This is a genomic window from Mesorhizobium sp. P2_A8 (genome assembly GCF_056404935.1).
The window spans coordinates 1-26032 of the sequence record NZ_JBFUDB010000001.1; the positions used below are offsets into that span (position 1 = coordinate 1).

Below are 26032 nucleotides of genomic sequence, written 5' to 3' on the forward strand. Positions count from 1 at the left end.
GGGGCGCACAAGCTTATGGACCAGGTGGTGGAAGCCACGCTGCTGCACGGTACGGCGACGCGTGCCGAGGCCGAGAAGCGCGCCGTTGCGCTGTTCAAGAAGCTCAGCCTGCCGAACCCCGAAACCATCGGCGAACGCTTTCCGCACCAGGTCTCGGGCGGCCAGTTGCAGCGCGTGATGACGGCGATGGCACTTTGCTCCGAGCCGGATCTGATCGTCTTCGACGAGCCGACCACCGCGCTCGACGTGACGACGCAGATCGACGTGCTGGCGGCGATCAAGGATGCCATCCGCGACACCCATGTGGCGGCGCTCTACATCACCCATGACCTTGCCGTCGTCGCCCAGGTCTCGGACGAGATCATGGTGCTGCGCCATGGCCGGCTGGTCGAATGGGGCGGCACAAGGCAGATCATCAAGGAACCGCGCCAGGAATACACCAATGCGCTGGTGTCGGTGCATGAGATCGAACATGCCGAGCAGAATCCCGGCACCATGCCGTTCCTGTCGGTGAAGAACGTCACCGCCGCCTAYGGCCGCAGCCACATCAAGGTGCTGAAGAACGTSTCGGTCGACATCTATCCGGGTCAGACGCTGGCCGTSGTCGGCGAATCCGGCTCCGGCAAGTCGACGCTGGCGCGCGCCATMACCGGGCTTTTGCCRCCCGAAGAGGGAACMGTCACCTTCGACGGRCGCCCGCTGGCAAACCGGCTGGCCGACCGGCCGAAGGAGGATCTGCGCCAGCTGCAGATGATCTACCAGATGGCCGACGTGGCGATGAACCCACGCCAGACCGTCGGCACCATCATCGGCCGGCCGCTCGAATTCTATTTCGGCATACGCGGCCGCGAGCGCGACAARCGCGTCGCCGAACTGCTCGACAAGATMGAGATGGGCAAGGGCTTTTCCGACCGCTACCCGGCCGAGCTTTCCGGCGGCCAGAAACAGCGCGTCTGCATCGCCCGTTCGCTCGCCGCCAAGCCGAAGCTGATCATCTGCGACGAGGTGACCTCGGCGCTCGACCCGCTGGTCGCCAATGGCATCCTGAAGCTGCTGCTTGAGCTGCAGAAGGAGGAGAGCGTCGCCTACCTGTTCATCACCCATGACCTCGCCACGGTGAAGTCGATCGCCGATTCGATCGCGGTGATGTATCGCGGCGAAGTGGTGCGCTATGGGCCGAAGAGCAAGGTGCTGGCGCCGCCCTTCGACGCCTATACTGACCTTCTCCTGTCATCGGTCCCCGAGATGGAGATCGGCTGGCTGGAAAAGGCGATCAAAGGACGCCGCATGGCCAGCGCGGGGAACTAGGGCAATTCCAGGAAGAGTGTGAAACGGTTATGCGCTAGGCGAGTGCTGGCTTAACGCCTGACGAGCCTGGCGGTCAGGCCCGGACTTTATCCCTACCCTTGTGACAAGACTGCAAGGAGCCGCCCATGGCGCTCAAGACCAAGTTTTTGCTGATCATCCTTGACGGAGTGCCCTACAGGAACTGGCGCCGGCTGATGGGCAATCTCGAAGGCTGGGTGCAATCGGGCGAGGCGAGCGTCTGGAAGATGCGCTCCGTGCTGCCGTCGACCTCGGCCTGCTGCTACGCCTCGATCCACACCGGGGTTTCGCCGCAGGTGCACGGCATCCTGTCCAACGAAAACCGGTTCCGTGTCGAACAACCCGACATCTTCTCCGAAGTCAGCAAGGCCGGCGGCAAAACCGGCGCGGTGACCCATTCCTACTGGTCGGAATTCTTCCGCGGCTATCCGTTCGACATGGTTGAGGACATGGAATTCGACGAGCCGGGCGGGCCGATCACGCATGGCCGTTTCCACACCATGACCGGCTACAATCTTCGCAACCAGATGACGCCGAGCGACGTCGACCTGTTCGCGACTTTGACCATGCTGACCAGGCGCCACGGCATCGACTACGGCATCCTGCACACCTGCACGCTGGACTCGATGGGCCACCGCTTCGGCCATGACTGCCACGAGATGGACCATGCCGTGTATGCGATGGACGGCATGCTGGCTGCTTTCCTGCCGCGCTGGATCGAGGCCGGCTACGAGGTGATGGTCACCGCCGACCACGGCCAGACCGATCGTGGCCACCATGGTGGCCGGGACGATGAGATGCAGGATTTCGCGCTGTATTATTTCGGTTCGGCCAAGGGACCGCAGGCCGACACATTGCTCGACCAATTGCAACTGGCGCCGACCATCCTGAGCCGCCTCGGCGTGCCTGTGCCGGCGACGATGAAGGCGAAGCCGTTCTTGAGCTGAGCGAACTCCCTTCCCGTTAAGGGGAAGATGGATTGTCGCGAAGCACCCGCATCGCTCGCCCTACGCCAGGCTGGCAACCGCCCCGCTCTTCGGTTAGCCTCCAAATTCCTTGGCGGAGGATGAACCTTCTTGGGCCTATCAGCGACAGAGCAGACAGGAGCCAGGCGGCTCGACCGGCCATGACGGCAGCGACGGAGACCGATCGCGCGCTTGTCGACCGGGTCGCGAAGGGCGACCGTGCCGCCGTGCGGCTCCTGTTCATGCGTCACCACGCGCGGGTCTATCGCTTCGTGGCGCGCCAGACGGGATCGGAAATGATGGCTGACGATATCGCCAACGAAGTGTTCCTCGAACTGTGGCGGCAGGCGCCAGGCTTCGAGGGACGCTCCGAAGTCTCGACATGGCTGCTCGGTATCGCCCGGTTCAAAGCGCTGTCTTCGTTGCGCAAGAAGAAGGAAGACTGGATCGACGACGAGGCCGCCGCCGCGGTGCCCGACAGCGCCGACACGCCGGAAGTCGTCACCATGAAGGAAGACAAGGCTGCCGCCTTGCGGCGCTTCGTCGACGCCTTGCCAGAAGAGCACCGCACGGTGATCGATCTTGCCTATTATCATGGGCAATCGGTGGGCGAGATTGGCGAGGTGCTCGGCATTCCGGTCGCGACCGTCAAGACCCGGATGTTCTACGCCCGCAAGAAACTCGGCGAGGCCCTCAAGGCCGCCGGTTACGACAGGGGGTGGCCATGAGTGCCGCTGAAAAGATGTCGCGCCGCGACGAAATGGAAACGCTGCTGCCGTTCTATCTGAATGGCTCGCTGGAAGGCTCGGACCTGGAAGCCGTTGAGGAATGGCTGGCCAGCGATCCCACAGCGATGGCAGCCCTTGGTGAAGCCGAAGCGGAGTTCTCCGGCACGACAGCCGCCAACGAAGCGATACGGCCGCCGGCCGATGCGCTAAGCCGCTTCGCCAGGGCGTTGGACGCCGAAGCCGGGCCAGCCCGCGCGCCGGCAAGCTCCTGGCTGGCACAGGCCTGGGGCCGCTTCATGGCGGTGCCGGTCGGTGTCGCCTGGGCGGCGGCCGCGGTCCTGCTGGCGCTCATCGTGGTGCAGTCGTTCGTTCAGCCGGGCGGCAAGGGCAGGGATTTCGAGATTGCGGGTGCGGAAGACGATCTGGCGAAAATGCCGTTCGCCCTGGTCAAGTTCAAGCCGGATGCCAGGATGTCGGACGTTTCCGGCTTTCTCGGCAGCAACGGGCTGAAGATCATCGGTGGACCGACCGCCGACGGGGTGTTCCGGCTTGGTATCCCCGCCGCCAACGCAGCCGACTACACCAAGCAGATTGGCCTTATTGCCGCCCAGCCTTTCACCGACACTGTGATCGAGGGAAGGAAACCGGTTGATGGCGGCTGAGGCGGTCATTCGATTCGCGGCAATCCTGGCGGCGGCGATGACAATCGCCGCCGTGCCTGCGTCGGCGCAGACCAACGCGGCCAATCCCGACCAGACGAAAATCGACTGCAACGACGAGAGCAATGCGGCGGGAGCCGACTGCGCCAAGGACGGCAGCGCCGCAAAGAACGGATCGGGCGCGTCACAACCCGGCGCCGTCTTCCTGCCGGCCCTGATCGTCGACCTGTTCCCCAATCCGGTCGCCCCCCCGGCACCGATGCCAACACCACTGCCGGAGCCGGCGACGCCGCCTGCCAACAATCAAGCCGGCCCCCCTCCAAGTGGCCCGATCGTATCGCCGACCGATCTCATCGCCGTTCAGCCACCGCGCGCGGTGGTTGGCGATTTCGTGCCCGACGAGGTGCTGGTTACCGTCGATGGCGATGCCGGCGCCGTGCAGCAGATCGCCGCGTCCTTCGGCCTCGAGGTGCGCTCGCAACGGCAGTCGCGACTGCTCGGTACCACGCTGGTACGCTTCGGCATTCCCGATGGCCGGCCCGTCGGCGTCGTGCTGGCGCAATTGGCCGCTGACGGCCGCACCCAGCGGCGCGAGCCCAACCATGTCTATTCGCTTCAGCAGGCGGCCAGCATCGTCAATTATGCCTTCGACCGCATCGCCCTCGACGCCAAACAGGCCAGCGGCGAGAACGTCCGCATCGCGGTGATCGATACCGGCATCGATGACAGCAATCCGGCGCTGTCCGGCGTCATTGCCGGGCAGTTCGATGCCATGCCCGACGTGCCGATCGAAAAGCGCGATCACGGGACGTCGGTCGACGGGCTGATCGCCGGCGTCGGTGCGCTGGAGGGCATGGCGCCGGGCGCCAGGATCTACCACGCCCGCGCCTTCGAGGGCGGCAAATCGACGATGGACGTCATCCTGTCGGCGCTTGACTGGGCGGCGGAGCAGGACGTCCGCATCATCAACATGAGCTTTGTCGGGCCGAAGAACGATCTGCTCGGCGTCGCCTGCCGCAATGCACGGGCGCTGGGCATCGTGCTGGTCGCGGCCGCCGGCAACAACGGGCCGAAGGCACCCTACGGTTACCCCGCCGCCTTCGACGGCGTCATCGCGGTGACCGCCACCGATGCCAGGGACGGGCTGATGCCGCAGGCCAATCGCGGCGCCTATGTCTTCATCTCGGCGCCCGGCGTCGAGATGGTGGCACCGAGCGGCGCCGGCTCGGACCTGGTCACCGGCACTTCGTTCGCGGCGGCGATCGTGACCGGCGCCATCGCCAATCTCATCCATGCCGCACCGGATCGTACGGCAGACGAGATCGAGAAGGCGCTGGCGGCAACGGCGAAAGATCTCGGCCCAAAGGGGCGCGACAATGATTTCGGCTTTGGGCTGCTGGACATAAAGGCGGCCGGGGCGGCGAAGGAGTAGTCCGCGACAGCTCACGTCACTGTTTGCCGAGGACGCACCAGAAAATAGAACGCGACGAAGTGCGTGATCATCAGCAGCGGCACGTAGATGATCGGGATCGCGTAGGTAGCGCCCAGTTCCCCAGCGCGTTGGGGAAGGCCGACCTGGATGGCGTGGTAATAGTCGAGGATGAGGTCGACGGTCCCGACGAGGTTGAAGGCGACGACGAACGGCCAGAAGAGCTGGCGTATCCTCACCGTGAGCAACGCCAGCATGGCCAGCACCCCTGTTGCGAAGTCGCCAAAGGCGGCGAATACGGCGAAGCCGGCGGGCAGATCTGGGCTCACGACGCCCGGAAGGATGAAGACGAGCCCGAAGAAGCGGAAGCTGTGCAGCGTGGCAATGGCGCGATGCGCCGCGACCCGGTCCATCGAGCTCAGCCACGGCAGACCGTATGCACTGAGGCAAAGCAGCCACGCGACATAGCCCAGAACGAGGTGGGTTTCGAACAGGATTTCCGTGGACATTTGGCCTCCTTTCGACAGATGGTCACGCGGCCTCGAACACCGCGCTCGGGACGCAGGCAGCCGCTCTGGCAGGCCGGTCGCGCGATTGGTGGCCGCGCACACCGTCAACTCCATCGATCACTGCAAGGTGTCTGCGAGCTTCATTCGAATACCTAAGCCCGCTTCCATAATTCGACTATCCGCTGTAATCACAACGACCCATGAAGCAGAACTACACAGTCCGACACGGTGCGCTGGAGGGCGTCGAGGCGTTCCTGGCTGTCGCCAGACATCGCAACTTCCGCCGTGCCGCCGCGGACCTCGGCGTGACGCCATCCGCCGTGAGCCAGGCGGTGCGCGCGCTGGAAGCGCGCATGGGCACGGCGTTGTTCGTCCGCACGACGCGGAGCGTCGGCCTGACCGAGCCCGGCCAGCGCTTCCTCGACCGTGCCGGCCCTGCTTTCGAGGAGCTCGTCGCGGCCGGCGAGGCCGTACGTGACGTCGGCCAACGGCCGGCCGGCCTGCTGCGCCTGTCCGTGCCGCGCGCCGTCGTGCCGTTGATCCTGGAGCCGATGATCGCATCGTTCTGCCGAGCCTATCCCGAGATCGAACTGGAGATCGCCGCGAGCGACGAGATGGTCGATCTCGCGACCGGCGGGTTCGATGCCGGCATCCGCCTCGGCCAGTTCATCGCGACCGACATGGTCGCGGTGCGGCTCACTCCGCCGCTCTCGTTCGTGGTCGTCGGCAGCCCTGATTATCTCGAGCGCCACGGCCGCCCCGAACGTGTCGACGACTTGCGCAACCATGCCTGCCTGCGCTTGCGCCGTTCGAACGGTGCCATTGCGCCCTGGGCCTTCGTCGACGGCAACGGCGCGATCGAGGCGATGGTCTCGGGTCCGCTGATCGCACACGACTATCCGACATTGCTCGGGGCTGCCATGCAGGGCGTCGGGCTGGCGCAGACGCCTCGACCCGTCGCCAAAGGTCCGATCGCCGAAGGAAAACTCGAGCCGGTGCTGGACGGCGTCGCCGCCACGACGCCGGGCGTCTTCCTCTATCATCCCGGCAAGCGCCAGGTGTTGCCTAAGCTGCGCGCCTTCATCGATCACCTCAAATCCGCGGCCTGAGATGCCGGAACCCCGGCTCTTCCTTGCAGTGGTTTCGCCACTGCCGGTGTCGGACGAGATTTTGATCGTGGCGTGAGCCGACAGCGGTGTTATCTTGCCCCTCGTCCCCGGGGGAGACCATGCGGATCGCGGTGATCGGTTCAGGCAGCATTGACCGCTGTCTCGAAGGTTGGCTGCTGGCGAAGGCGTCACGTTCATCGTGCACCGTGCCCGCCTCGAAGCGCTTCAACAGTCCTGGCATCAGGGCGTGCGGCACATGACGAGTAACGCCATTGTCCTTGATGCGGTGGTCGTCGGGGCCGGCTGGGCCGGCCTGGGCGTCAGCCATGCGCTGGCACGGCGAGGCCTGCGCCATAGCATACTGGAGAGAGGCCGCATTGGAGAGACCTGGCGCACACAGCGGTGGGATTCTTTCCGGATGAATACCCCCAACGTCCAGACCGTCATGCCAGGCGACTCCTATGACGGGACAGATCCGTTCGGTGCCCTGACGCGCAACCAGTTCGTCGCTCTCCTTGAGGATTTCACCAAACGGAACGGGCTCCCGGTCGAACCGGACACTACGGTGACCGAACTCGCTGGCGGGCAAGAGAATGGCGAGTATAGGCTAACCACCTCACGCGGGACACTTTTGGCGCGGAATGTGGTGATCGCAAGCGGCAATATGAACTGTCCGGTGCGCCCTCCTTGGGCCGCTGCGTTGCCGCCGAGCCTCCGGCAGATCGACGCTTCGGATTACCGCAGCGCCGCCCATCTCCCGGCCGGAGGGGTGCTGGTGGTCGGAAGCGGGCAGTCGGGTGCCCAGATCGCGGACGAGTTGGTAGAAGCAGGCCGAACAGTCTTCCTTGCCACCGGCCAGGTCGGACGGCTCTCACGCCGCTACCGAGGTCGCGACATCATGATCTGGCTCGTCGAAAGCGGGTTTCTCGACGTGCGTCGAGAGGAAATCATTCGACTTACGGGACGCATTCCAGCTCGTGGTCTGCTTGGGGCAGAATACACGTTAAGCCTCCAAGCTCTCAGCGCCCGAGGTATCGTGCTGCTTGGCCGGTTCACAGGCGCCGAGGAAGGCGGTCGTCTCTTGTTCGCCGACGATCTCGAAGCACATGTTCGTTTTGCGGATGAAGCCTCCGCCAACGTCAAACGCTATATCGACGAGTATATCAGCCGCTCTGGAATCGACGCCCCCGTTTCGGAACCCGATCCAGCGGAGACTGTCACAGCACAGCTGCCGAATCCGACCGTGCGTTCTCTTGGTGTTGCCGAGTCCGGCATCACGACCTTGGTGTGGTGCACTGGCTTCCGGGGCGATTTCAGCTGGGTGAATCTCCCGGGCATGCTCGACTCGGGGGGACAGCCCATTCATGCGGATGGCGTGGCCGCGCTGCCAGGCATCTACTTCGCCGGGTTGGATTTCGCCTCCACGCGCAAATCAGGCACAATATTGGCGATTGCCGAGGAGGCACATCGCCTTGTCGAACACATCGTGGGGCGCTCGTGACGGGCTGGACACAGTCGAGAAGCTTCTAAACCGCCCAGACGAGCACTGCCGCGTCTCGACCCGGTTCCCGCGGAGCACATGGCATTTGTGCACGTTTGCATTCGCATTTGGGTCGAAACCGCGACCGCTCTATCTCTTTGTTTTGACGCAATTCCGGACGGAACCCGTCTCAAAGTTTTCCTCGAATTGCTCTTAGGCAGGCGCGCCGGCGACCGAACCCCTGACCACAAGGTCGACGGGCCAGACCTCGCCACGAGCGCCCTCCTCCAGCCCTGAAATTCGTGCTGCCAGCCGCTCGGCGACACGCGCGCCGGCCAGTCGGATCGACGAGCGCGTCGTCGACAGCGGCACCGAAAAATTCTCCGGCCGCAGCCAGGGGAAGACGTCGTCATGGGCGATCAGCGACACGTCGCCTGGAATGGTCAGGCCGAGGTCGCGCACCGCGCGCACGACGCCGAGCGCCATGATCAGGCTGGAGCAGGCGATCGCCGTTGGCGGGTCGCCCTCCTCCAGCAAACGCCTGGTGGCGCGATAGCCGTTCTCCTCGGTCATGACCACCGAGCAGACATGGCGGTCGCCCAGTGCCAGCCCGCTTGCCGCCAGCGCCCGGCGCACGCCGCGCTCGCGATGGATGGCAAAGGTCTCGCGGTCGTCACCGTTGATCAGCGCCAGCCGCCGGTGGCCGAGCTGGATCAAAAGCCTGGCCGCTTCGTGAAAGGCGCCCTCATTGTCGATATCGGTGAAAGGATAGTCGAAATCGAAGCCTTCGCTGCGGCCATGGACGATGAAGGGAATGCCGAGCGCGTTGACCAGTGCCACGCGGCGGTCGGCGGGCCTCGGCGAGGAGATGTAGACGGCGTCGACCTGGCGGTTGGCGACGATACGCCGGTAGGTCGTTTCCTGGTCGTCGGCGTCGGCCGGCGACAGCACCAGGTCGAGTTCATGCGAGCGGGCATAGTCGCCGAGCCCGGACAGGAATTCGACGAAATGCGGATCGATGTCGACGGACGCACCGGTCGGCAGGACATAGCCGATCATGCCGGTCTTGCCGGTCGCCAGCCGGCGCGCGCTCGGGTTGGGCCGATAGCCGTGACGCTTGGCGGCGTCCACCACCCGCCGACGCGTTTCCTCGTTGACCTCGGGATAGCCGTTCAGCGCACGGCTTACCGTGGTTTGCGAAAGCGCCAGCATATGGGCGAGCTGCTTGAGGTTCACAGGAGGCCTCCACGCCTCAAAGCGCTTTTAATTCGAGTGGATCTGGGCGTCACGGGAGACGCAGCGACATGAAGATGAGCATAGGCGCGCTTTGAACGAGTTTGAAACAAAAATTACTGCTGCACTGCCATAAATGCATGCTGCAGCGCACTTTTTGCGCGTCACAAGCCCAAACTTAAATCGATTAGCCAGTCACCCTCTTGACTTCCGAGCGATTCAATGGCGAGATCAAAAAAGCCAAAGCGCTTTGGAAGACTCTTCGAAAGGTTGCGGTTCCTTTCTGACTGAGTCACAGTCCTGCAGCGTCGGCGGGCGGAATGGAGGTTCCGTCCGGTGTTTGTGACCCCACTGGGAGGAATACCGATGAAGAAAATGCTTTTGCTGGGTGCTGCGTTTGCCACGCTCGCCCTGAACGCGCCCGCGCAGGCCGAACTGAAGTTCAAGCCGGGCGAGGACCCGCGCTTCAACTGGGCGAACTACGAAGAGCTCAAGAAAGTCGACCTCAAGGGCGAGACGCTGACGATCTTCGGTCCGTGGCGCGGTGAGGACGAAGGCCTCGTGCGCGGCGTTCTCGACTATTTCTCGGAAGCCACCGGCGTCGAGATCAAATACTCCTCCTCGGAGAACTACGAGCAGCAGATCGTCATCGACACGCAGGCTGGCAGCCCGCCCAACATCGCCGTGCTGCCGCAGCCGGGCCTCATCCAGGACCTGGCATCGAAGGGCCTGCTGACGCCGCTCGGCGACGACACCGCCAAATGGGTCAAGGACAATTACGGCGCCGGCCAGTCATGGGTCGATCTCGGCACCTTCAAGGACAAGGACGGCAAGCCTGGCTTCTTCGCCTTCCCCTACAAGGCCGACGTGAAGTCGCTGGTCTGGTACTCGCCGGATAATTTCGAGGAAGCCGGCTACAAGGTGCCGAAGACGCAGGAAGAACTCGCTGATCTCGAAAAGAAGATTATCGCTGACGGTGGCAAGCCGTGGTGCATCGGCCTCGGCTCCGGCGGCGCAACCGGCTGGCCGGCGACCGACTGGGTCGAAGACCTGATGCTGCGTACCCAGCCTCCGGAAGTCTACGACAAGTGGGTGAAGAACGAGATCCCGTTCAATGATCCGGCGGTGGTCAACGCCATCGACATCTTCGGCAAGATCGCGACCGACGACAAGATGGTCGATGGCGGCGCCAAGGCGGTTGCGGCGACCGATTTCCGCGACAGCCCGAAGGGCCTCTTCGCGGTGCCGCCGAAATGCTACCTGCACCATCAGGCGTCGTTCATCCCGACCTTCTTCCCGGAAGGCACCAAGGTCGGCCAGGATGCGGACTTCTTCTACTTCCCGCCCTATGCCTCCAAGCCTGAACTGGGCACGCCCGTGCTCGGCGCCGGTACGCTGGCGATGATCACCAAGGACTCAAAGTCCGCGCGCGCCTTCATCGAATTCCTGAAGATGCCGCTCGCTCACGAGATCTGGATGGCCGAGGGCGGTTTCGTGACGCCGTTCAAGGGTGTCAACAAGGCTGCCTATGCCAGCGACGCGCTGCGGAAACAGGGCGAAATCCTCGCCAATGCATCGACCTTCCGCTTCGACGGTTCCGACCTGATGCCGGGCAAGATCGGCGCCGGCGCCTTCTGGACCGGCATGATCGACCTGGTCGGCGGCAAGTCCGCGCAGGATGTCGCGACCGACATCCAGAAGAGCTGGGACGCCATCAAGTAGGCAGCCGGCCGGCTCGGCGACTGAACGGCCGAGCGCTTCATTCTCGCACTGGATCTGGGCCCTGCCGGCCCGGATCCGACGGCGGCCCGCGCCGTAGCCTTTCGTCCATGAGCGCATAGACATGAAGCGCGATCGGCATGTGAACAGGTTTCCGCCGCCGATGACGCTCCAAACAACTGAATCGGTGCCTGGTCCCGTCACCAAGGTCATTCCTTGGCGGATCATGCGCAGGGGGAGGGACCCATGGCGGCTCAGATTTTCTCGGCCATATTCGTCATCATCGTCGGGGTCGGCGGTTGCGTCGCCTATTTCTGGGGCGCCAACAAGCTGGTCGACCTGATATTCCCGTCGCGCGGCGTCGCCGGCGCCGCGGCCATCGACAATCTGCGCCGGCAAGGTCTGGTCCGGCCATGGCTGTTCGTCGGTCCGGCAATGATCATCCTGACCATCTACCTGATCTATCCGGTGGTCGAGACGCTGAGGCTGTCGTTCCTCGATCGCGGCGGCACAAACTTCGTCGGCTTCGCCAACTACGAATGGGCGTTCGGCGATCGCGAGTTCCGCAACTCGATCCTCAACAACATTGTCTGGCTGGCGGTGGTGCCGGCCGCCTGCACCTTCCTCGGGCTGATCATCGCCGTGCTCACCGACAAGATCTGGTGGGGCACGATCGCCAAGAGCCTGATCTTCCTGCCGTTGGCGATCTCCTTCGTCGGCGCCAGCGTGATCTGGAAATTCATCTACGAGTATCGTGGCGAGGGCCAGACCCAGATCGGCATCCTCAACGCCATCATCCAGCATTTCGGCGGCCAGCCGCAGGTCTGGATATCGCTGCCGTTCTGGAACAATTTCTTCCTGATGGTGATCCTGATCTGGATCCAGACCGGCTTTGCCATGGTCATCCTGTCTTCCGCCTTGCGCGGCATCCCGGAAGAGACGCTGGAAGCCGCCGTCATCGACGGCGCCAATCCGTTCCAGATCTTCTGGAAGATCATGGTGCCGCAGATCTGGGGCACCATCGCCGTCGTCTGGACGACGATCACCATTCTGGTGCTCAAGGTGTTCGACATCGTGCTGACCATGACCAACGGCCAGTGGAACAGCCAGGTGCTGGCCAATCTAATGTTCGACTGGATGTTCCGTGGCGGCGGCGATTTCGGCCGCGGCGCCACCATCGCCATCATCATCATGATCGCGGTCATTCCGATCATGGTCTGGAACATCCGCCAGGCGAACAAAGAGACGGGAGGACATTGAGATGGCCGTTGCGACCGGAAATTCCTTCGCCAGCCGCTTTGGTGTCCACATTGCCGTCTTCATCTTCGTCGCCATCTGGACCATGCCGACGCTCGGCATCCTGGTGTCGTCGCTGCGCGACAAGGACCAGATCATCGCCTCGGGCTGGTGGAATTCGTTCTCCAGTTCCACCCAGACGGAAGCCGGCCGGCTGCCGGCCGCCTCGACGCAAGTCGAAAAGGACGGCAAGTTCGTCCTTCAAGGCAATATCTTCGGCGACGATGCTCACCGCAACATCAGCGCCTTCGGCGTCAAATCGGCGGCACCGACGCAATATCCCGCCGGCACGTCAGCCGATCTCGGCGACGGCGTGACCCTGCAGCTCAACGCCGACGGCAGTTTCGTCATGCAGTCGCCCAAGGCTTTCGAAGGCGATCGCGGCCAGCGCGTCTACTATGCCTCGTCGGCACCGCCCAAATTCACCACCGACAACTACAAGACCGTGCTGTTTTCGGAAGGCATCGGACGATCGTTCATGAATTCGCTGACGGTCACCATCCCGGCGACAGTCATCCCGATCCTGATCGCCGCCTTTGCAGCCTATGCGCTGGCCTGGATGCGCTTTCCCGGCCGGGCGCTGTTGATTGCAGTCATCATCGGCCTGCTGGTGGTGCCGCTGCAGATGTCGCTGATCCCGCTGTTGAAGCTCTACAACGGCGTCGGCGCTTTCTTCGGCATGCCGTCGAAAACCTATCTCGGCATCTGGCTGGCGCATACCGGCTTCGGCCTGCCCTTCGCCATCTACCTGCTGCGCAGCTACATTGCCGGCCTGCCGCGTGAAATTATGGAATCGGCACGCATCGACGGCGCCAGCGATTTCGAGATCTTCGTCAAGATCGTGCTGCCGCTGTCGTTCCCGGTGCTGGCTTCGTTTGCCATCTTCCAATTCCTGTGGGTATGGAACGATCTGCTGGTGGCGATGGTTTTCCTGGGTACGGAGGCAGACCAGATCGTGCTGACCGCCAAGCTCAACGCGCTGCTGGGCTCCCGCGGCGGCGACTGGGAGATCCTGACGACATCGGCTTTCGTGACCATCATCGTGCCGCTGATCGTGTTCTTCTCGCTGCAGCGCTATTTTGTCCGCGGGCTGCTTGCCGGCTCGGTGAAAGGAGGCTGAGACGATGCAATCCGCTTTGAAGGCCAGTTCGAAGCCTGACCTCGCCGTCGATCGTGACTGGTGGCGAGGTGCGGTGATCTACCAGATCTATCCGCGCAGCTACCAGGACTCGAATGGCGACGGCATCGGCGACCTGAAGGGCATCATCGGCCGGCTCCCCTACATTGCAGGACTCGGTGCGGACGCCATCTGGATTTCGCCGTTCTTCAAGTCGCCGATGAAGGATTTCGGCTACGACGTCACCGACTATTGCGACGTCGATCCGATGTTCGGCACGCTGGCCGACTTCGATGCGCTGACCGCAGAAGCACACAGGCTGGGCTTGAAGGTGATGATCGACGAGGTGCTGTCGCACACCGCCGACAACCACCCCTGGTTCAAGGAAAGCCGGTCGAGCCGCGGCAATCCGAAAGCCGACTGGTATGTCTGGGCGGACGCCAGGCCGGACGGCACGCCGCCCAACAACTGGCTGTCGATCTTCGGCGGCTCGGCGTGGCAATGGGACACCAGCCGCCAGCAATATTACCTGCACAACTTCCTGGCCGAACAGCCCGACCTCAACTTCCACAATCACGAGGTCCAGAACGCGCTGCTCGACGTCACCCGCTTCTGGCTGGAGCGCGGCGTCGACGGCTTCCGGCTCGACACCATCAATTTCTACTTCCACAGCCAGGGCTTGGAAAACAACCCGCCACTGCCGCCGGAGCAGCGCAACGACCAGACCGCACCCGCGGTCAACCCCTACAACTATCAGGACCATATCTACGACAAGAGCCGCCCCGAGAACCTCGGCTTCCTCGAACGCTTCCGCGCCTTGCTCGATGAATATCCGGCAACCGCCGCGGTCGGCGAAGTCGGCGATTCGCAGCGCGGGCTGGAAGTGGTGGCGGCCTATACGGCCGGCGGCAAGCGCGTGCACATGTGCTACTCGTTCGACTTCCTGGCACCGGAAAAGATCAGCGCGGCCAAGGTCCGCTCGGTGCTGGAATCCTTCGGCAAGGTCGCCAGCGACGGCTGGTCGTGCTGGGCCTTTTCCAATCATGACGTGATGCGCCCGGCCTCGCGCTGGGCTGCTGGCGAAGCCGATCCGACCGCCTATCTCAAGGTCATCTCGGCGCTGCTGATGTCCTTGCGCGGCTCTGTCTGCATCTATCAGGGCGAGGAGCTTGGCCTCGGCGAAGCCGACCTTCGCTTCGAGGATCTGCAGGACCCCTACGGCATCCGCTTCTGGCCGGAATTCAAGGGCCGTGACGGCTGCCGCACGCCGATGGTGTGGGACGGCAGCGCCACGAATGGCGGCTTCTCCTCGGCAAAGCCCTGGCTGCCGGTGCCGGCCAAGCATCTGTCGCAAGCGGTCAATGTCCAGCAGGGCAACGAGACCTCGCTGCTCGAGCACTACCGGCGCTTTCTCACCTTCCGCCGCGCACATCCGGCGCTGGCCAAGGGCGACATCACATTCATCGAAAGTGCGGGCGACACGGTCGCCTTCACACGCCGCGCAGGCAACGAACAGATCGTCTGCGTCTTCAATCTGGGAGCTGAGCCAGCCAAGGTTGACCTAGGCAACCGATCGCTGCAACCTTTGCCCGGGCACGGATTTTCGGGGCAGGCGAGCACCGGTTCCGTACAGCTTGGCGGCTACGGCGCCTGGTTCGGACGCATCGACTGAATTTCAAATCACTTGAATTTCAAATTTCTGGGAGGAAACCAATGGCCGATGTCACGCTAAGACAAGTGAAGAAGTCCTACGGCAATCTGAACATTCTCCACGGCATCGACCTCGACATAAAGTCGGGCGAGTTCATCGTCTTTGTCGGCCCGTCGGGCTGCGGCAAGTCGACTTTGCTGAGGTCGATCGCCGGGCTCGAGGAAATCACCTCCGGCGAACTCAAGATCGCCGGCGAGGTCGTGAACGACGTGCCGCCATCGAAGCGCGGCATCGCCATGGTGTTCCAGTCCTACGCGCTCTACCCGCACATGACCGTCTACGACAACATGGCGTTCTCGATGAAGATCGGCAAAGAGAACAAGGCCGAGATCGACCGCCGCGTGAAGCAGGCGGCCGAAATCCTACAGCTGACCAAATATCTCGACCGCCTGCCCAAGGCGATGTCGGGCGGCCAGCGCCAACGCGTCGCCATCGGCCGCGCCATCGTGCGCAATCCGAAAGTGTTCCTGTTCGACGAGCCGTTGTCGAACCTTGACGCGGCGTTGCGCGTCGCCACCCGCATCGAGATCGCCAAGCTCAAGGAATCGATGCCCAACACGACCATGATCTACGTCACCCACGACCAGGTCGAGGCGATGACGCTGGCCGACCGCATCGTGGTGCTCAAGGAAGGCCATATCGAGCAGGTCGGCACCCCGATGGACCTCTACAAGAAGCCCGGCAATCTGTTCGTCGCCCAGTTCATCGGCTCGCCGGCCATGAACATCCTGCCGGCGACCATCGACAAGACCGGAAACCCGACCGTCGTCAGCCATGTCGGCGGCCGCAAGGCAACCGTACCGATCGCCACGCCGGCATCGGCAAACGGTGCCTCGGTGAGCTTCGGCGTCAGGCCAGAGGACCTGATGATCGCCAGCGGCGCGGACTATCTGTTCGAGGGAACGGTGGACTATGTCGAGCAGCTCGGCGAGGTCCAACTTGTCTATGTCGACATCGGCCGCGCCGACCTGCCGCTGGTGACCAAGATGCCAGGCAATGTCGAGGTCAAGCGCGGGGCGACGCTGCGGCTGAGCGCGGACGCCAGCGACCTTCACATCTTCGACGCGGACGGGCACTCCTTCTCGCTCCGTCAGCCGGAAGCAAAGGCGGCCTGAGGTCAGGAGGACGTCGGAGGCCACATGAAAAACGAAGAGCGGCGGGCACAGGCCCGCCGCTCTTTGTTTGCAGATCAGCTTCGGCTGTTAGTTAGCGGCCGAAGAGGTTCCGGTCGCTGCCCTGAGGGGCAGACTTCTGTACGTCGCCCGACGAGTTGAGCAACTTGTAAACGGGCGAATCGCTGTTGCGGATCGAGCCCGTATGCGAGGCGTCGACGTTGACGGTCGCCTGCTTGTTGATGTCGGTGCCGCCAACATTGTCGTTGCCGGCATAGGCGCTGCCAGCGGCAATCAGAAGAGCGGCGGCAGTAAGAACAATCTTTTTCATTTTTGATACTCCGGTATTTTCGAATTCGAGGCGGCAGGCTGACCCGCCGCCTCGCCGTCGGATGCTAGTTTCGGATGTCAGTTGTTGCCGAACAGGTTGCGATCGCTGCCATGGGTGACAGGCGTCTGCGCAGCCGGCTCGGACTTCTTGGTTGAAGCCGTGTACGAGCTGTCGACCGAGGCGGCAGGCTGATTGGCGCCCTTGGAGCCAAAGTTGTCGCTTCCGGCGAAAGCGCTGCCGGAAATGGCCAGAACGGCGGCGGCAGCAATAAGGATCTTGTTCATTTTAGCTCTCCTGAATTTCTGGATTTTGCCAGGGCGGCGGGCGAGCCCGCCGCCTTCTGGGAATCGGCGTTAGTGGCCGAAGAGATTGCGGTCGCTACCCTGGACAGGCGTCTGAGCAGCCGGTTCCGGCTTCTTGATCGAAGCGGTCTGCGAGCTGTCGACAGCAGTGGCTACCGGGGCGTTCGAACCATAGTGGTCGCTACCGTTAGCAAAGGCGCTGCCGGAAATGGCCAGAACGGCGGCGGCAGTGAGAATGATCTTTTTCATTTTAGGTACTCCAGTATTTTTCCCGTCCGTCTAGCGGCGTGTCTTGGGATGAAATCGCGTCGTTCGGACCGCCCCGATGTGGGAAAGCCATCCAGCCATTTCCAATCACGAAGTTGTTCCGCGTGGACCAAGAATCTGCCACTTGAAATTGTGCCAAGAGCATCCACACCAGTTGTTTTTCTTTGTGATATCAAATAGTTATGTAAAATCGGCACCCCGATCACCAACTGTGTCGGAGGCCCAGCGTTCACACCGTCCTGCACGCACCGTCAACAGAAACGAACCGTTCGGTTCGATTTTAGAAGTTGCTAATAGTCACTTTTCGAAACCGTTAACCTTTCTTAGGCCCCGGCAAGGGGTCGGATTCGAGGAGATTGCAGCCGGCGATGGCTGCCTAGGAGATCGGGTTTCGGCTCCGCAATAGCCGGCCGGAGCGTTTCGCATGCGTGTCGCGCCGCATGGATACGATGTCGTTTTCATGCCGATGGCGCGCCCGCGATCGTGATTAGATCATGTCATCTCAGGTGCCGCTTCGTGACGACGAAGCGGAGAATTGGGAAGCCGGTCAGAATCCGGCGCTGCCCCCGCAACGGTGGTGGAGTTCAAGTCGCAACGGGAGACCACTGGGCAAACGCCTGGGAAGGTGTCGCGACCGTCCGCAAGGACACTCCAGAGCCCGGAAACCAGCCCGAGATATTTGAACTCGACTGATCGCGGTGGGCGGTCAAGAGGTGGATAGTGCATGTCCGGCGCTTCGCCGGTCTGCGTCCGATCCTTCCTCCATCACCACCAGTTCAGTCCTTGGCTATGAGGACAGGACATGGACGCGCGCAACGATATGCTGAGGCTGCTGCAGAGCCGCAGGAACGGCTTCTCGCTCGAGCAGCCCTTTTACACCGATCCGGACTATTTCAAGCTCGACATGGAGCTGATCTGGTATCGCGACTGGCTGTTCATCGGCCATGATTGCGAGCTGCCCAAGCCGGGCAGCTACATTACCGCGCAGATCGGCGATTATCCGGTCGTCCTTGTCCGCGACCAGAAGGGCAATATCAACGCCTTTCACAATTCCTGCCGCCATCGCGGCAGCCGAGTCTGCAATTCAGACAAGGGCACGGCGGCAAAGCTGGTCTGCCCCTATCACCAGTGGACCTATGAGCTGGACGGAAGGCTGTTGTTTGCCCGACAGATGGCGGACGGGTTCGACAAGAGCCAGTTCGGCCTGAAGCCCATCGCCTGTGAAAGTGTCGGCGGCTACATCTTCATCTGCCTGGGCAAGGAGCCGGCGGATTTCGCACCGATGCGGGCTATGATCGAGCCCTACCTTTTGCCGCACCGGCTGCGCGAGGCCAAGGTGGCGTTCGAGTCGACCATTGTCGAGAAGGGCAACTGGAAGCTGGTCTGGGAAAACAACCGCGAGTGCTACCATTGCGCCGGCAATCACCCGGAGCTTTGCAAAACTTTCCCGGAGGCACCGACGGTGACCGGCGTGCAGGGGGCCGACAGCGACCCGGAAATGCTTGCGCACTGGGCGAAATGCGAAGCGGCCGGCCTGCCGAGCAAATTCCGCATCGATGCGGCCGGACAGTACCGCGCCACCCGCGCGCCGCTGCTGCGCGACGCCATCAGCTACACCATGAACGGCAAGCGGGCGGTGAAGAAGAACCTCTCCGACACCGTCTCCGCCGACCGGATCGGCACCTTGATGCACTATCACTATCCGACGACATGGAACCACATCCTCATCGACCACGCGGTGACGTTTCGCGTGCTGCCGATCAGCGCCACGGAAACGGCGGTGACGACCAAATGGCTCGTCCACAAGGATGCGGTCGAAGGCGTCGACTACGATCTCGCCGAACTCACCCATGTCTGGACCGAGACCAACGACCAGGACCGCCACATCGTCGAGGAAAACGCCTTCGGCATCCTATCGCCCGCCTACGAGCCAGGCCCCTATTCGGAGCTGCATGAGGGCGGCGTGATCCAGTTCGTCGAATGGTACGCGTCGTTCATCGGTCCGCGGCTTGCCGAAGGCGGCCGGCCGGCGCTGCGCAGCGTTGCCTAGTGCATGTCGCTCAAAAATGGCCCCCGGTTTTGAGACAACGACATGCAAGGAAACAAGACCTGAAGCGCGTCGCATGAACCCGTTTCGACGCGACGCGCCTTGGTGCATGTCGCCCAAGAGTGCGCAGCGGTTTTGGGATCACGACACGCACGGAATAAAAGGGACAAGAGGATGAATGCGATGACGGACCTTGGCCTCTATCGCCATCTCGACCAGATGACGCCCTGGAACGACAGGCTCCAGGTGCTGGAAGTGATCGGCGTCAGTGACGAAGCACCTGATGTGAAGACCTTCACCTTCCGCTCCGATAACCAGACCTGGTTCCGCTACAAGCCGGGCCAGTTCGTGACGCTGGAACTGCCGACCGCCGATGGGCCGCTGATGCGCACCTACACGCTGTCGTCTTCGCCATCGCGGCCGTTCTCGATCGCGGTGACGATCAAGGCGCAAGCGGGCAGCATCGGTACACGCTGGATGTTCGACCATCTGACGCCCGGTTCGCATGTGAAGGCCTATGGGCCGACCGGCGACTTTTCGCTGCACAGCCACCCGGCGGCCAAGTATCTGTTCATTTCGGCCGGCTCCGGCGTGACGCCGATGATGTCGATGCTGCGCTGGCTGAACGACTGCGCGCCATGGACCGATGTCGGCTTCGTCAATTGCGCGCGGCGCCCCGAGGAAATCATTTTTCGCAAGGAGCTCGAACTGCTCGGCAGCCGCATGCCCGGCCTGTCGCTCGGCTTCATGATCGAGGAGCGGTCGAGCCGCGAGGGCTGGTTCGGCCATATGGGCCGCATCGATGCGATCCGGCTGCCATTGCTGGCGCCCGATTTCCGCGAGCGCGAAATCTTCTGCTGCGGCCCCGATCCCTTCATGCGCGCCGTGCGCGGCATGCTGGACTCTGCCGGCTTCGACATGACGAAGTACCATCAGGAGAGCTTTGCGGCGCCTGTCGTGGAGGAGATCCCGGCACCATTCACGTCGCCGGCGGAAGACGGCGCCGCCGTCATCGTCGAAGCCGCGACGCCGATCCGCTTCGCGCTTTCGGATGTCGACGCCGAATGCGTCGCCGGCCAGACCGTGCTGCAGACGGCGCGGGCTTCGGGCGTGCGGATTCCCGCCGCCTGCGAGTTCGGCCTGTGCGGAACCTGCAAGGTGAAGAAGGTCACGGGCGCCGTCGAGATGAGCCACAATGGCGGCATCCTCGACCACGAGATCGACGACGGCTTCATCCTCGCCTGTTGCTCAAAGCCGCTTTCGGCGCTCGAAATCGAGGCGTGACCGCCGGGGGAATGCCGAGCCTCGGAACGGCGGCTACGAGAAACCTCTCGGAAGGACCGTGTCCGTTCAAACTCCGTAGCGTTCGGTTCGGATGATTTCCGCCGCAACGCCGGCATCCATCAGCGCCTGGGCGGCGGCGGAAACGAAGGCGTTGGAGCCGCAGACGAAGGCGACATCAGGCGGTCCGGGCAACCGAGCCATGGATTGCACCACCATGGCGACATCCACCCGCCGCGAATAATCGGCTGGACGGCGCGCGGCTTCGCGCGTCAGCGTCAGCACGAGGTCGAAGCCGTCCTTGCGATCGTCGAGGGCAATCAGCTCGTCACGAAAGACCACTTCGTCCCAGACCCGGGCTGAAAAGACGAGGGCGACGGGCACCGTCGAATTGCGCGCGACGCGATGACGAACCATCGACATCAAGGGCACGACGCCCGAGCCGCCGCCGACCAGCAAGAGCGGCCCGCCATCGTCATCGGGCCAGATGAAGTGCCCGCCGAGCGGTCCGCGCAGTTCGATTTCGTCGCCAACTGCCGCGATCTCGTGGAAGAATGGCGAGACCTCGCCATCGTCGAGCTTCTCGATCGCCAGTTCGATCACCCCGTGCGTCTCCGGCGCGGAGGCAATCGAATAGGAGCGGCGCGCTTGATAGCCGTCCGGCGCTGTCAGCCTGACGTCGACATACTGACCGGCCCGGTAGGTGAACGGCCGCGATGGCTGGAAAAAGAAGCTGGTGACGCGCGGCGTGCGCCTTTCGATACGGACGATCCCGGCCGTTTGCCATGGCGATTGCGGCGCTTGTGCGTCGCTCATGGATCGTTCGTGTAGCGCTGCTCACGCCATGGATCGCCATAGATGTGATAGCCGCGCAATTCCCAGAAACCCGGCTCATCGCGCTCGGTGAACTGAAGGCCGTTCAGCCATTTGGCCGATTTCCAGAAATAGAGATGCGGCACCAGCAACCGAGCGGGGCCGCCATGGTCCGACGTGATCGGCTTGCCTTCGTAAAACAGCGCGACCATCGCCTTGCCGGCTTCGAGGTCCTTGGTCGGTACGTTGGTGGTGTAACCGTCGAACGAATGCGCCAGCGTGAAGGCGGTCGGCGGCGCGATGCCGGCATCGGCGAGAATATCGTCGATCAGCACGCCTTGCCATGGCGTGTCGAACTTGGTCCACGCGGTCACGCAATGGATGTCGCGTGTCATCTTGGTCAATGGCAGGGCGTTGAACTCGGCCCAGTTCCATTTCTTGATCGGCCGCGGCCCGTGCTTCAGCGTGAATGACCAGTCCTCGGTGCGCACCCGCGGCGTCGGGCCGGCTGACAGGACAGGAAATCCCTGCTCGAGATATTGCCCTGGAGGGATGCGCGCGTCGCCGTCGGTCGGCGGGCGCCGTCCTGAAAGGAAACCTCGGGTGACCATTGCGGCAATCCCCCTGCATCAGGCCATCTGTCAGCCCTCATGCAGTTTTCTCGAAGATACCGTGGCGGGCAACTGAAATCTTGACGGACCGGATCGACGGGATCGTCGTCACCGATCCCGCCGATCGCTCGATTGAGCGCTAAGTCTCAGCCATTGGCAAACGGCACCGCGACATAAATCTGGCCGCCGTCGCGCTCCAACAGCAACAGCACCGATTTCCTGCCGGACTTGCCGGCCTGGGCAATCGCCTGGGTGATCTGCCTGGCGCTCTTCACCGGCACCTGATTGACGGCAATAATGATGTCGCCGGCCTGGATTCCGGAAGCCGCGGCAGCCTTGTCGGGGTTGACGCTGGCAACCACCGCGCCGTGCTGAGTGTCGGCGAGGTTCATCTGCTGGCGAATGTCGGGCGTGATGTCCATCAGGCCAAGGCCCATCGCAGGGACTCGATTGCCTTGCCCGGCGCTGGGCTCACCGGACCCGTCGGTCACCGACGCGGTCTTCACATCGTCGCTGTTGCGGCCGACATCGACGGAAATCTGCACCGCCTTGCCCTTGCGCCAGACCTCAAGCGATTCCCGGGCGCCGGGCGCCACGTCGGCGACGGCCCGCGACAGATCCTTGGGATCCTTCACATCCTGTCCGGCGAAGCTGGTGATGACATCGCCGGTCTCGACCCCGGCGCTGGCGGCCGGCGAGCCGTCATTGACCTGCGAAACCAGCGCGCCGCCAGGATGATCGAGCCCGATGGCGCTCGCCACATCCGGCGTAACCGGCTGGATCTCGACGCCGAGATAGCCGTATTGGATGGAACCGTCCTTCATCAGCTTGGCGACCACCTTCTGGGCCTGGTCGGATGGAATGGCGAAGCCGACGCCAACGCTGCCGCCATTGGGCGAATAGATCGCCGCGTTGATGCCGACGACATTGCCGTTCACATCGACCAGCGGACCGCCGGAATTGCCATGATTGATCGGCGCGTCGATCTGGATGAAGTCGTCGAACGGGCCGCTGTGCAGATCACGGCCGCGCGCTGAGACAATGCCCGCGGTGACCGTGGTGCCGATGCCGAACGGATTGCCGATCGCCAGCACCTGGTCGCCGGTCATCAGCCTGTCGGAGTCACCCCATTTGACGGTCGGCAACGGCTTGTCGGCTTTGATCTTGAGCACGGCGAGATCGTTCTTGGCATCGCGGCCGACGAGCTTGGCGGGAAGCTCGGTACCGTCGTCGAGCGTCACCTTGATCGAAGAGGCGCCATCGATGACGTGGTTGTTGGTGACGATAGTGCCATCGGCAGCGACTATGAAGCCTGAGCCGAGTGCCTCGGCGCGCCGCGCCTGTTCCTGCGGCGGTGTCCTTGGCGAGGGCATGCCCTGGTCGCCGAAGAACTGGCGGAAATATTCGTCGAACGGCGAATTCTCGAGCGGCATGCCGTCGTCCGTGCTTTCCGGCTGTGCCTTCATGACTGTGGTGACCGTCACCACCGCCGGTTTGTCGGCGGCCACGATCGGGGCGAACGAGCCGTTGGGAGCCGTGATGCCGGCGACAGGTGTCTGGGTTGTCGGAACGGCGTTGCTCGCACTTTGAGCGAAAGACACGACAAAGGGGGATATGATCAGCGCAGCGCCCAGCAAGGCCGCGACGCGATGTCTGCGAAGGATATCTGACATGGTCGTTTGTCCGGGCGAGAGTTGATCCAGCGCTGTGGCCGTCTCCCTTGGAAACTGGCCATCCGGCGTGTCGAGGGTCGCGATTGCCCGTCTCGCCTGGCATGGCAACCGACCGGATCGACAGCCCTGCATCTAGGGTATGGATTGGCCCGATTTAGGGTTTTCAGGCGACCTTACGAAGATTTAATTTCCGGACGGCGGCCCGTCACAATGTCGTCAAGCGACAGGCGAGGCGGCCTTCCCGGCCTCGCGGGGCTTCAGCCCGCGCCGGTTCACCCGAGATAGGCCGTTGCAATCTCACGCATGCGCTTGCCGTCGAAGCTCGTCCCATGACCGCCATGGCCGATGCGGACCGGCAGGTCGAGCAGGCGCTTCATCGTGCGGCGATAGGCTGTTCGGTCCGAATCCGGCAGGTCGTCGATCAGCGTGTCGTCGTAGATGGCGTCGCCGCTGAAGAACAGGCCATCGGCCTCGTCGAACAGCGCGATCGAATCCGGCGAATGACCGGGCAGGTGCAGCACGCGAAACTGACGATCGCCGAGATCGACCACATCGCCCTCGTCAAGCGTCCGTGTCAGCGGCGCGGATGGTATCGCATAGTCGGCGGCCTTCCAGTCCGGCGCAGGCAGTTTGGAGACGGCACCTTCGAGATCGCGGAACATGTAGGCGTAGGTCGCGGCGTCATCCATGCTCTCGAACTGCGCTGCACTCATCCTTGGCCCCGCCCGCAACGGGAATTCGTGCAGCGAGCCGACATGGTCGAGATGGATGTGCGTGGCGACGACCAGCAGCGGCTTGCCGGCCGGCGTTTCGATCTGCGGCGCCAGTGGACAGATGCCCATGCCGGTATCGACCAGCAGGTCGACATCACGGCCGCGCAGATGCCACATGTTGGCGCGGACGTAGCCATGCACGAACGGCTCGGTCAGCATCGTCGTCTTTTCGTCGACGATGCTCTTGCTGAACCAGTCCGGCATCACGTGTGAGCCGGGCATCACCTGTGATGCCTGCATCAGACGAATGGCTTCCCGACTTTGTACTTTTCCGGCACCAGCCGCCTGAGGTAGGCCATGCCGGCATCCGACAGCTGATTGACATCGGGCTTCATGAAATCGTCGGGCATGTGGCGGGTCTTGCCGGCGACGTTCTTCAGCGGCACCTTCTTCAACACCGTCTTTGTGCCGTCATATTGCAGCGCCACCGAGCCGCCGCCCTGTTCGGCGACGGTGACAGCGAAGGCGCCGGCATCGAAGGCCTCCTGCGCGTCGACCGCGCTGATGGCGCCGATATAGCCGCGCGGCATATAACCGAGCGCATCGACGCGGGCCCGCTTGCCGGGCAAGCCTTCGGCCAGCGCGCGTTCGAGCGCTGCCGGCAGGTCGCTGCCCGACAGCTTGACGTTGCCATGCGCGTCGCGCTCCAGCTTCTCCGGCGGCACCAGGCTTTCGACCAGCGCCTTGCCGTCGGCGGTGCTGACACCTTCCGACACCGCTACGATGCAGCGCTTGTGGCGATCGAGCGTCGCGCGCACGTCGTCGATGAAGCCGGCGGCCGAGAACGGCCGTTCCGGCACATAGACGAGGTGCGGGCCGCTGTCGGGGTCGAGTTGCCAGGCCGCGGCGGCAGCCGTGAGGAAGCCGGCATGCCGGCCCATGACGATGCCGACATAGATGCCAGGCAGAGCGCGGAAATCGAGGTCGACGGACAGGAAGGCGCCGGCGACGAATTCGGCCGCCGAGATGAAGCCCGGCGTGTGGTCGTTTTCCTCAAGATCATTGTCGATGGTTTTCGGCGCATGGACGAAGGCGATCTTGCCGCCGGCGGCGTCGGTCAGGATCTGTTGCGTGCCCGACGTGTCGTTGCCGCCGATATAAATGAAGGCATCGGCGCCGGCCTTCTTGAGGCCGTTGAGGATCACGTCACAATAGGCGGCATCCGGCTTGTCGCGCGTCGAGCCAAGGGCTGCACTTGGCGTGCCGGCAATCAGCCGCAGCCGGTCTTCGGGAATGGCGGAGAGGTCGACATAATTGCCGTCACGGATGCCGCGCACGCCGTGGATAGAGCCCAGCACCTTGGCGCCGGGATGCCGCTTGCGGATCTCCAGCGTCGCCCCGACCACCGTCTGGTTGATGACGGCGGTTGGGCCGCCGCCCTGCGCGATAACAAAAGTTCCGGCCATTCCTGACGTCTCCCGAGCGATGAATTCGCAGGCACATTCGCCTGTCTTGCGGCATCGCGCAACGGGAGAAACCAGAGCGTGATCGCGAAAAACCGCAACCGGTTTTCGGGATCATGCCCAGGCAAAAGATAAACG

At 63.2% G+C, this 26032-nt stretch carries 25 protein-coding genes and 1 riboswitch; of the genes, 14 read left to right on the forward strand and 11 right to left on the reverse strand.

Annotation, left to right across the window (positions count from 1 at the left end; translation table 11 throughout):
• The 5 genes from AC1D10_RS00005 to AC1D10_RS00025 form a co-directional block, all read left to right on the forward strand.
• A partial coding sequence (locus AC1D10_RS00005) for an ABC transporter ATP-binding protein (RefSeq protein ID WP_477267967.1) occupies positions 1 to 1308 on the forward strand: 1308 nt, incomplete at its 5' end.
• A 125-nt stretch (positions 1309 to 1433) separates the two neighbouring features.
• On the forward strand, positions 1434 to 2273 hold the full coding sequence (locus AC1D10_RS00010) for an alkaline phosphatase family protein (protein ID WP_477267969.1): 840 nt from the start codon (positions 1434 to 1436) through the stop codon (positions 2271 to 2273).
• 179 nt (positions 2274 to 2452) lie between these two features.
• Positions 2453 to 3019 (forward strand): sigma-70 family RNA polymerase sigma factor, encoded by a 567-nt coding sequence (locus AC1D10_RS00015; RefSeq protein ID WP_095084313.1) that lies wholly within the window; start codon positions 2453 to 2455, stop codon positions 3017 to 3019.
• Complete coding sequence (locus AC1D10_RS00020) at positions 3016 to 3681, forward strand: anti-sigma factor (protein WP_477267971.1); 666 nt, start codon at positions 3016 to 3018, stop codon at positions 3679 to 3681. The genes AC1D10_RS00015 and AC1D10_RS00020 overlap by 4 nt, the downstream gene beginning before the upstream one ends.
• Positions 3671 to 5110, forward strand: a complete 1440-nt coding sequence (locus tag AC1D10_RS00025; RefSeq protein ID WP_477267973.1) for a S8 family serine peptidase — start codon at positions 3671 to 3673, stop codon at positions 5108 to 5110. The genes AC1D10_RS00020 and AC1D10_RS00025 overlap by 11 nt, the downstream gene beginning before the upstream one ends.
• 11 nt (positions 5111 to 5121) lie before the next feature.
• On the opposite strand, the gene AC1D10_RS00030 is transcribed toward AC1D10_RS00025, so the two are convergent.
• On the reverse strand, positions 5122 to 5616 hold the full coding sequence (locus tag AC1D10_RS00030) for a hypothetical protein (protein ID WP_477267975.1): 495 nt from the start codon (positions 5614 to 5616) through the stop codon (positions 5122 to 5124).
• A gap of 200 nt (positions 5617 to 5816) precedes the next feature.
• Between AC1D10_RS00030 and AC1D10_RS00035 the strand changes: the two genes are divergently transcribed.
• A complete protein-coding gene (locus AC1D10_RS00035) occupies positions 5817 to 6725 on the forward strand; it encodes a LysR family transcriptional regulator (RefSeq protein ID WP_477267977.1) in 909 nt (302 codons plus the stop codon).
• Here the strand turns inward: AC1D10_RS00035 and AC1D10_RS00040 are convergent.
• On the reverse strand, positions 6709 to 7053 hold the full coding sequence (locus AC1D10_RS00040; RefSeq protein ID WP_477269878.1) for a hypothetical protein: 345 nt from the start codon (positions 7051 to 7053) through the stop codon (positions 6709 to 6711). The two genes, AC1D10_RS00035 and AC1D10_RS00040, sit on opposite strands and share 17 nt — an antisense overlap.
• On the opposite strand from AC1D10_RS00040, the gene AC1D10_RS00045 reads away from it, so the two are divergent.
• Positions 6982 to 8226 carry a flavin-containing monooxygenase gene (locus tag AC1D10_RS00045; protein ID WP_477269772.1) on the forward strand — a complete coding sequence of 415 codons (1245 nt, stop codon included), beginning with the start codon at positions 6982 to 6984 and terminating at the stop codon, positions 8224 to 8226. The genes AC1D10_RS00040 and AC1D10_RS00045 overlap by 72 nt on opposite strands.
• Before the next feature lie 192 nt (positions 8227 to 8418).
• Here AC1D10_RS00045 and AC1D10_RS00050 read toward each other — a convergent pair whose 3' ends face one another.
• Entirely contained in the window at positions 8419 to 9441 is a 1023-nt protein-coding gene (locus tag AC1D10_RS00050) for a substrate-binding domain-containing protein (RefSeq protein WP_477267979.1), read from the reverse strand.
• Positions 9442 to 9804: 363 nt separating this feature from the next.
• Between AC1D10_RS00050 and AC1D10_RS00055 the strand changes: the two genes are divergently transcribed.
• The 5 genes from AC1D10_RS00055 (at position 9805) to AC1D10_RS00075 (ending at position 16396) form a co-directional block, all read left to right on the forward strand.
• Positions 9805 to 11160 carry an ABC transporter substrate-binding protein gene (locus tag AC1D10_RS00055; protein ID WP_477267981.1) on the forward strand — a complete coding sequence of 452 codons (1356 nt, stop codon included), beginning with the start codon at positions 9805 to 9807 and terminating at the stop codon, positions 11158 to 11160.
• Positions 11161 to 11403: 243 nt separating this feature from the next.
• Positions 11404 to 12417 (forward strand): carbohydrate ABC transporter permease, encoded by a 1014-nt coding sequence (locus AC1D10_RS00060; protein WP_477267983.1) that lies wholly within the window; start codon positions 11404 to 11406, stop codon positions 12415 to 12417.
• 1 nt (position 12418) lies between these two features.
• Complete coding sequence (locus AC1D10_RS00065; protein ID WP_477267986.1) at positions 12419 to 13573, forward strand: carbohydrate ABC transporter permease; 1155 nt, start codon at positions 12419 to 12421, stop codon at positions 13571 to 13573.
• Between the two features lie 4 nt (positions 13574 to 13577).
• On the forward strand, positions 13578 to 15242 hold the full coding sequence (gene bglA / locus AC1D10_RS00070) for a beta-galactosidase BglA (RefSeq protein WP_477267987.1): 1665 nt from the start codon (positions 13578 to 13580) through the stop codon (positions 15240 to 15242).
• 41 nt (positions 15243 to 15283) lie between these two features.
• Positions 15284 to 16396, forward strand: coding sequence for an ABC transporter ATP-binding protein (locus AC1D10_RS00075; RefSeq protein WP_477267989.1), 1113 nt, complete (start codon positions 15284 to 15286; stop codon positions 16394 to 16396).
• Between the two features lie 91 nt (positions 16397 to 16487).
• Here AC1D10_RS00075 and AC1D10_RS00080 read toward each other — a convergent pair whose 3' ends face one another.
• The 3 genes from AC1D10_RS00080 to AC1D10_RS00090 all read right to left on the reverse strand — a co-directional run bounded on the left by AC1D10_RS00080 (position 16488) and on the right by AC1D10_RS00090 (position 17275).
• Positions 16488 to 16724 (reverse strand): DUF680 domain-containing protein, encoded by a 237-nt coding sequence (locus AC1D10_RS00080; protein ID WP_477267991.1) that lies wholly within the window; start codon positions 16722 to 16724, stop codon positions 16488 to 16490.
• A gap of 77 nt (positions 16725 to 16801) precedes the next feature.
• The gene (locus AC1D10_RS00085; RefSeq protein WP_477267993.1) at positions 16802 to 17008 is read right to left on the reverse strand and encodes a DUF680 domain-containing protein; all 207 of its coding nucleotides are present in this window, start codon (positions 17006 to 17008) and stop codon (positions 16802 to 16804) included.
• A 69-nt stretch (positions 17009 to 17077) separates the two neighbouring features.
• A complete protein-coding gene (locus AC1D10_RS00090; RefSeq protein WP_477267996.1) occupies positions 17078 to 17275 on the reverse strand; it encodes a DUF680 domain-containing protein in 198 nt (65 codons plus the stop codon).
• A 505-nt stretch (positions 17276 to 17780) separates the two neighbouring features.
• Positions 17781 to 17981: riboswitch (cobalamin riboswitch) on the forward strand.
• Between the two features lie 114 nt (positions 17982 to 18095).
• Between AC1D10_RS00090 and AC1D10_RS00095 the strand changes: the two genes are divergently transcribed.
• The gene (locus tag AC1D10_RS00095) at positions 18096 to 19343 is read left to right on the forward strand and encodes an aromatic ring-hydroxylating oxygenase subunit alpha (RefSeq protein WP_477267998.1); all 1248 of its coding nucleotides are present in this window, start codon (positions 18096 to 18098) and stop codon (positions 19341 to 19343) included.
• Positions 19344 to 19523: 180 nt separating this feature from the next.
• Positions 19524 to 20624 carry an FAD-binding oxidoreductase gene (locus tag AC1D10_RS00100; RefSeq protein ID WP_477268000.1) on the forward strand — a complete coding sequence of 367 codons (1101 nt, stop codon included), beginning with the start codon at positions 19524 to 19526 and terminating at the stop codon, positions 20622 to 20624.
• Positions 20625 to 20690: 66 nt separating this feature from the next.
• Here the strand turns inward: AC1D10_RS00100 and AC1D10_RS00105 are convergent, their stop codons facing one another.
• The 5 genes from AC1D10_RS00105 to AC1D10_RS00125 all read right to left on the reverse strand — a co-directional run bounded on the left by AC1D10_RS00105 (position 20691) and on the right by AC1D10_RS00125 (position 25897).
• Entirely contained in the window at positions 20691 to 21437 is a 747-nt protein-coding gene (locus tag AC1D10_RS00105) for an FAD-binding oxidoreductase (RefSeq protein WP_477268002.1), read from the reverse strand.
• Positions 21434 to 22045, reverse strand: coding sequence for a molybdopterin-dependent oxidoreductase (locus AC1D10_RS00110; RefSeq protein ID WP_477268004.1), 612 nt, complete (start codon positions 22043 to 22045; stop codon positions 21434 to 21436). Before AC1D10_RS00110 ends, AC1D10_RS00105 begins: the two co-directional genes overlap by 4 nt.
• A gap of 146 nt (positions 22046 to 22191) precedes the next feature.
• The gene (locus tag AC1D10_RS00115) at positions 22192 to 23718 is read right to left on the reverse strand and encodes a DegQ family serine endoprotease (protein WP_477268006.1); all 1527 of its coding nucleotides are present in this window, start codon (positions 23716 to 23718) and stop codon (positions 22192 to 22194) included.
• 272 nt (positions 23719 to 23990) lie between these two features.
• A complete protein-coding gene (locus AC1D10_RS00120; RefSeq protein WP_477269774.1) occupies positions 23991 to 24695 on the reverse strand; it encodes an MBL fold metallo-hydrolase in 705 nt (234 codons plus the stop codon).
• Between the two features lie 35 nt (positions 24696 to 24730).
• A complete protein-coding gene (locus tag AC1D10_RS00125) occupies positions 24731 to 25897 on the reverse strand; it encodes a diphosphate--fructose-6-phosphate 1-phosphotransferase (RefSeq protein ID WP_379101181.1) in 1167 nt (388 codons plus the stop codon).
• Positions 25898 to 26032 lie beyond the last annotated feature (135 nt).

Excerpts from the sequence above, each read along its gene's own strand:
- AC1D10_RS00100 (WP_477268000.1), top strand. The coding sequence starts at position 19,524 with ATGACGGACCTTGGCCTCTATCGCCATCTCGACCAGATGACGCCCTGG.
- bglA (WP_477267987.1), top strand. The coding sequence starts at position 13,578 with ATGCAATCCGCTTTGAAGGCCAGTTCGAAGCCTGACCTCGCCGTCGAT.
- AC1D10_RS00115 (WP_477268006.1), bottom strand. The coding sequence starts at position 23,718 with ATGTCAGATATCCTTCGCAGACATCGCGTCGCGGCCTTGCTGGGCGCT.
- AC1D10_RS00075 (WP_477267989.1), top strand. The coding sequence starts at position 15,284 with ATGGCCGATGTCACGCTAAGACAAGTGAAGAAGTCCTACGGCAATCTG.
- AC1D10_RS00055 (WP_477267981.1), top strand. The coding sequence starts at position 9,805 with ATGAAGAAAATGCTTTTGCTGGGTGCTGCGTTTGCCACGCTCGCCCTG.
- AC1D10_RS00110 (WP_477268004.1), bottom strand. The coding sequence starts at position 22,045 with ATGGTCACCCGAGGTTTCCTTTCAGGACGGCGCCCGCCGACCGACGGC.
- AC1D10_RS00080 (WP_477267991.1), bottom strand. The coding sequence starts at position 16,724 with ATGAAAAAGATTGTTCTTACTGCCGCCGCTCTTCTGATTGCCGCTGGC.
- AC1D10_RS00045 (WP_477269772.1), top strand. The coding sequence starts at position 6,982 with ATGACGAGTAACGCCATTGTCCTTGATGCGGTGGTCGTCGGGGCCGGC.
- AC1D10_RS00065 (WP_477267986.1), top strand. The coding sequence starts at position 12,419 with ATGGCCGTTGCGACCGGAAATTCCTTCGCCAGCCGCTTTGGTGTCCAC.
- AC1D10_RS00035 (WP_477267977.1), top strand. The coding sequence starts at position 5,817 with ATGAAGCAGAACTACACAGTCCGACACGGTGCGCTGGAGGGCGTCGAG.
- AC1D10_RS00025 (WP_477267973.1), top strand. The coding sequence starts at position 3,671 with ATGGCGGCTGAGGCGGTCATTCGATTCGCGGCAATCCTGGCGGCGGCG.
- AC1D10_RS00105 (WP_477268002.1), bottom strand. The coding sequence starts at position 21,437 with ATGAGCGACGCACAAGCGCCGCAATCGCCATGGCAAACGGCCGGGATC.
- AC1D10_RS00040 (WP_477269878.1), bottom strand. The coding sequence starts at position 7,053 with ATGGCTGACGCCCAGGCCGGCCCAGCCGGCCCCGACGACCACCGCATC.
- AC1D10_RS00090 (WP_477267996.1), bottom strand. The coding sequence starts at position 17,275 with ATGAAAAAGATCATTCTCACTGCCGCCGCCGTTCTGGCCATTTCCGGC.
- AC1D10_RS00020 (WP_477267971.1), top strand. The coding sequence starts at position 3,016 with ATGAGTGCCGCTGAAAAGATGTCGCGCCGCGACGAAATGGAAACGCTG.
- AC1D10_RS00010 (WP_477267969.1), top strand. The coding sequence starts at position 1,434 with ATGGCGCTCAAGACCAAGTTTTTGCTGATCATCCTTGACGGAGTGCCC.
- AC1D10_RS00095 (WP_477267998.1), top strand. The coding sequence starts at position 18,096 with ATGGACGCGCGCAACGATATGCTGAGGCTGCTGCAGAGCCGCAGGAAC.
- AC1D10_RS00085 (WP_477267993.1), bottom strand. The coding sequence starts at position 17,008 with ATGAACAAGATCCTTATTGCTGCCGCCGCCGTTCTGGCCATTTCCGGC.
- AC1D10_RS00125 (WP_379101181.1), bottom strand. The coding sequence starts at position 25,897 with ATGGCCGGAACTTTTGTTATCGCGCAGGGCGGCGGCCCAACCGCCGTC.
- AC1D10_RS00060 (WP_477267983.1), top strand. The coding sequence starts at position 11,404 with ATGGCGGCTCAGATTTTCTCGGCCATATTCGTCATCATCGTCGGGGTC.
- AC1D10_RS00015 (WP_095084313.1), top strand. The coding sequence starts at position 2,453 with ATGACGGCAGCGACGGAGACCGATCGCGCGCTTGTCGACCGGGTCGCG.
- AC1D10_RS00120 (WP_477269774.1), bottom strand. The coding sequence starts at position 24,695 with ATGCCGGACTGGTTCAGCAAGAGCATCGTCGACGAAAAGACGACGATG.
- AC1D10_RS00030 (WP_477267975.1), bottom strand. The coding sequence starts at position 5,616 with ATGTCCACGGAAATCCTGTTCGAAACCCACCTCGTTCTGGGCTATGTC.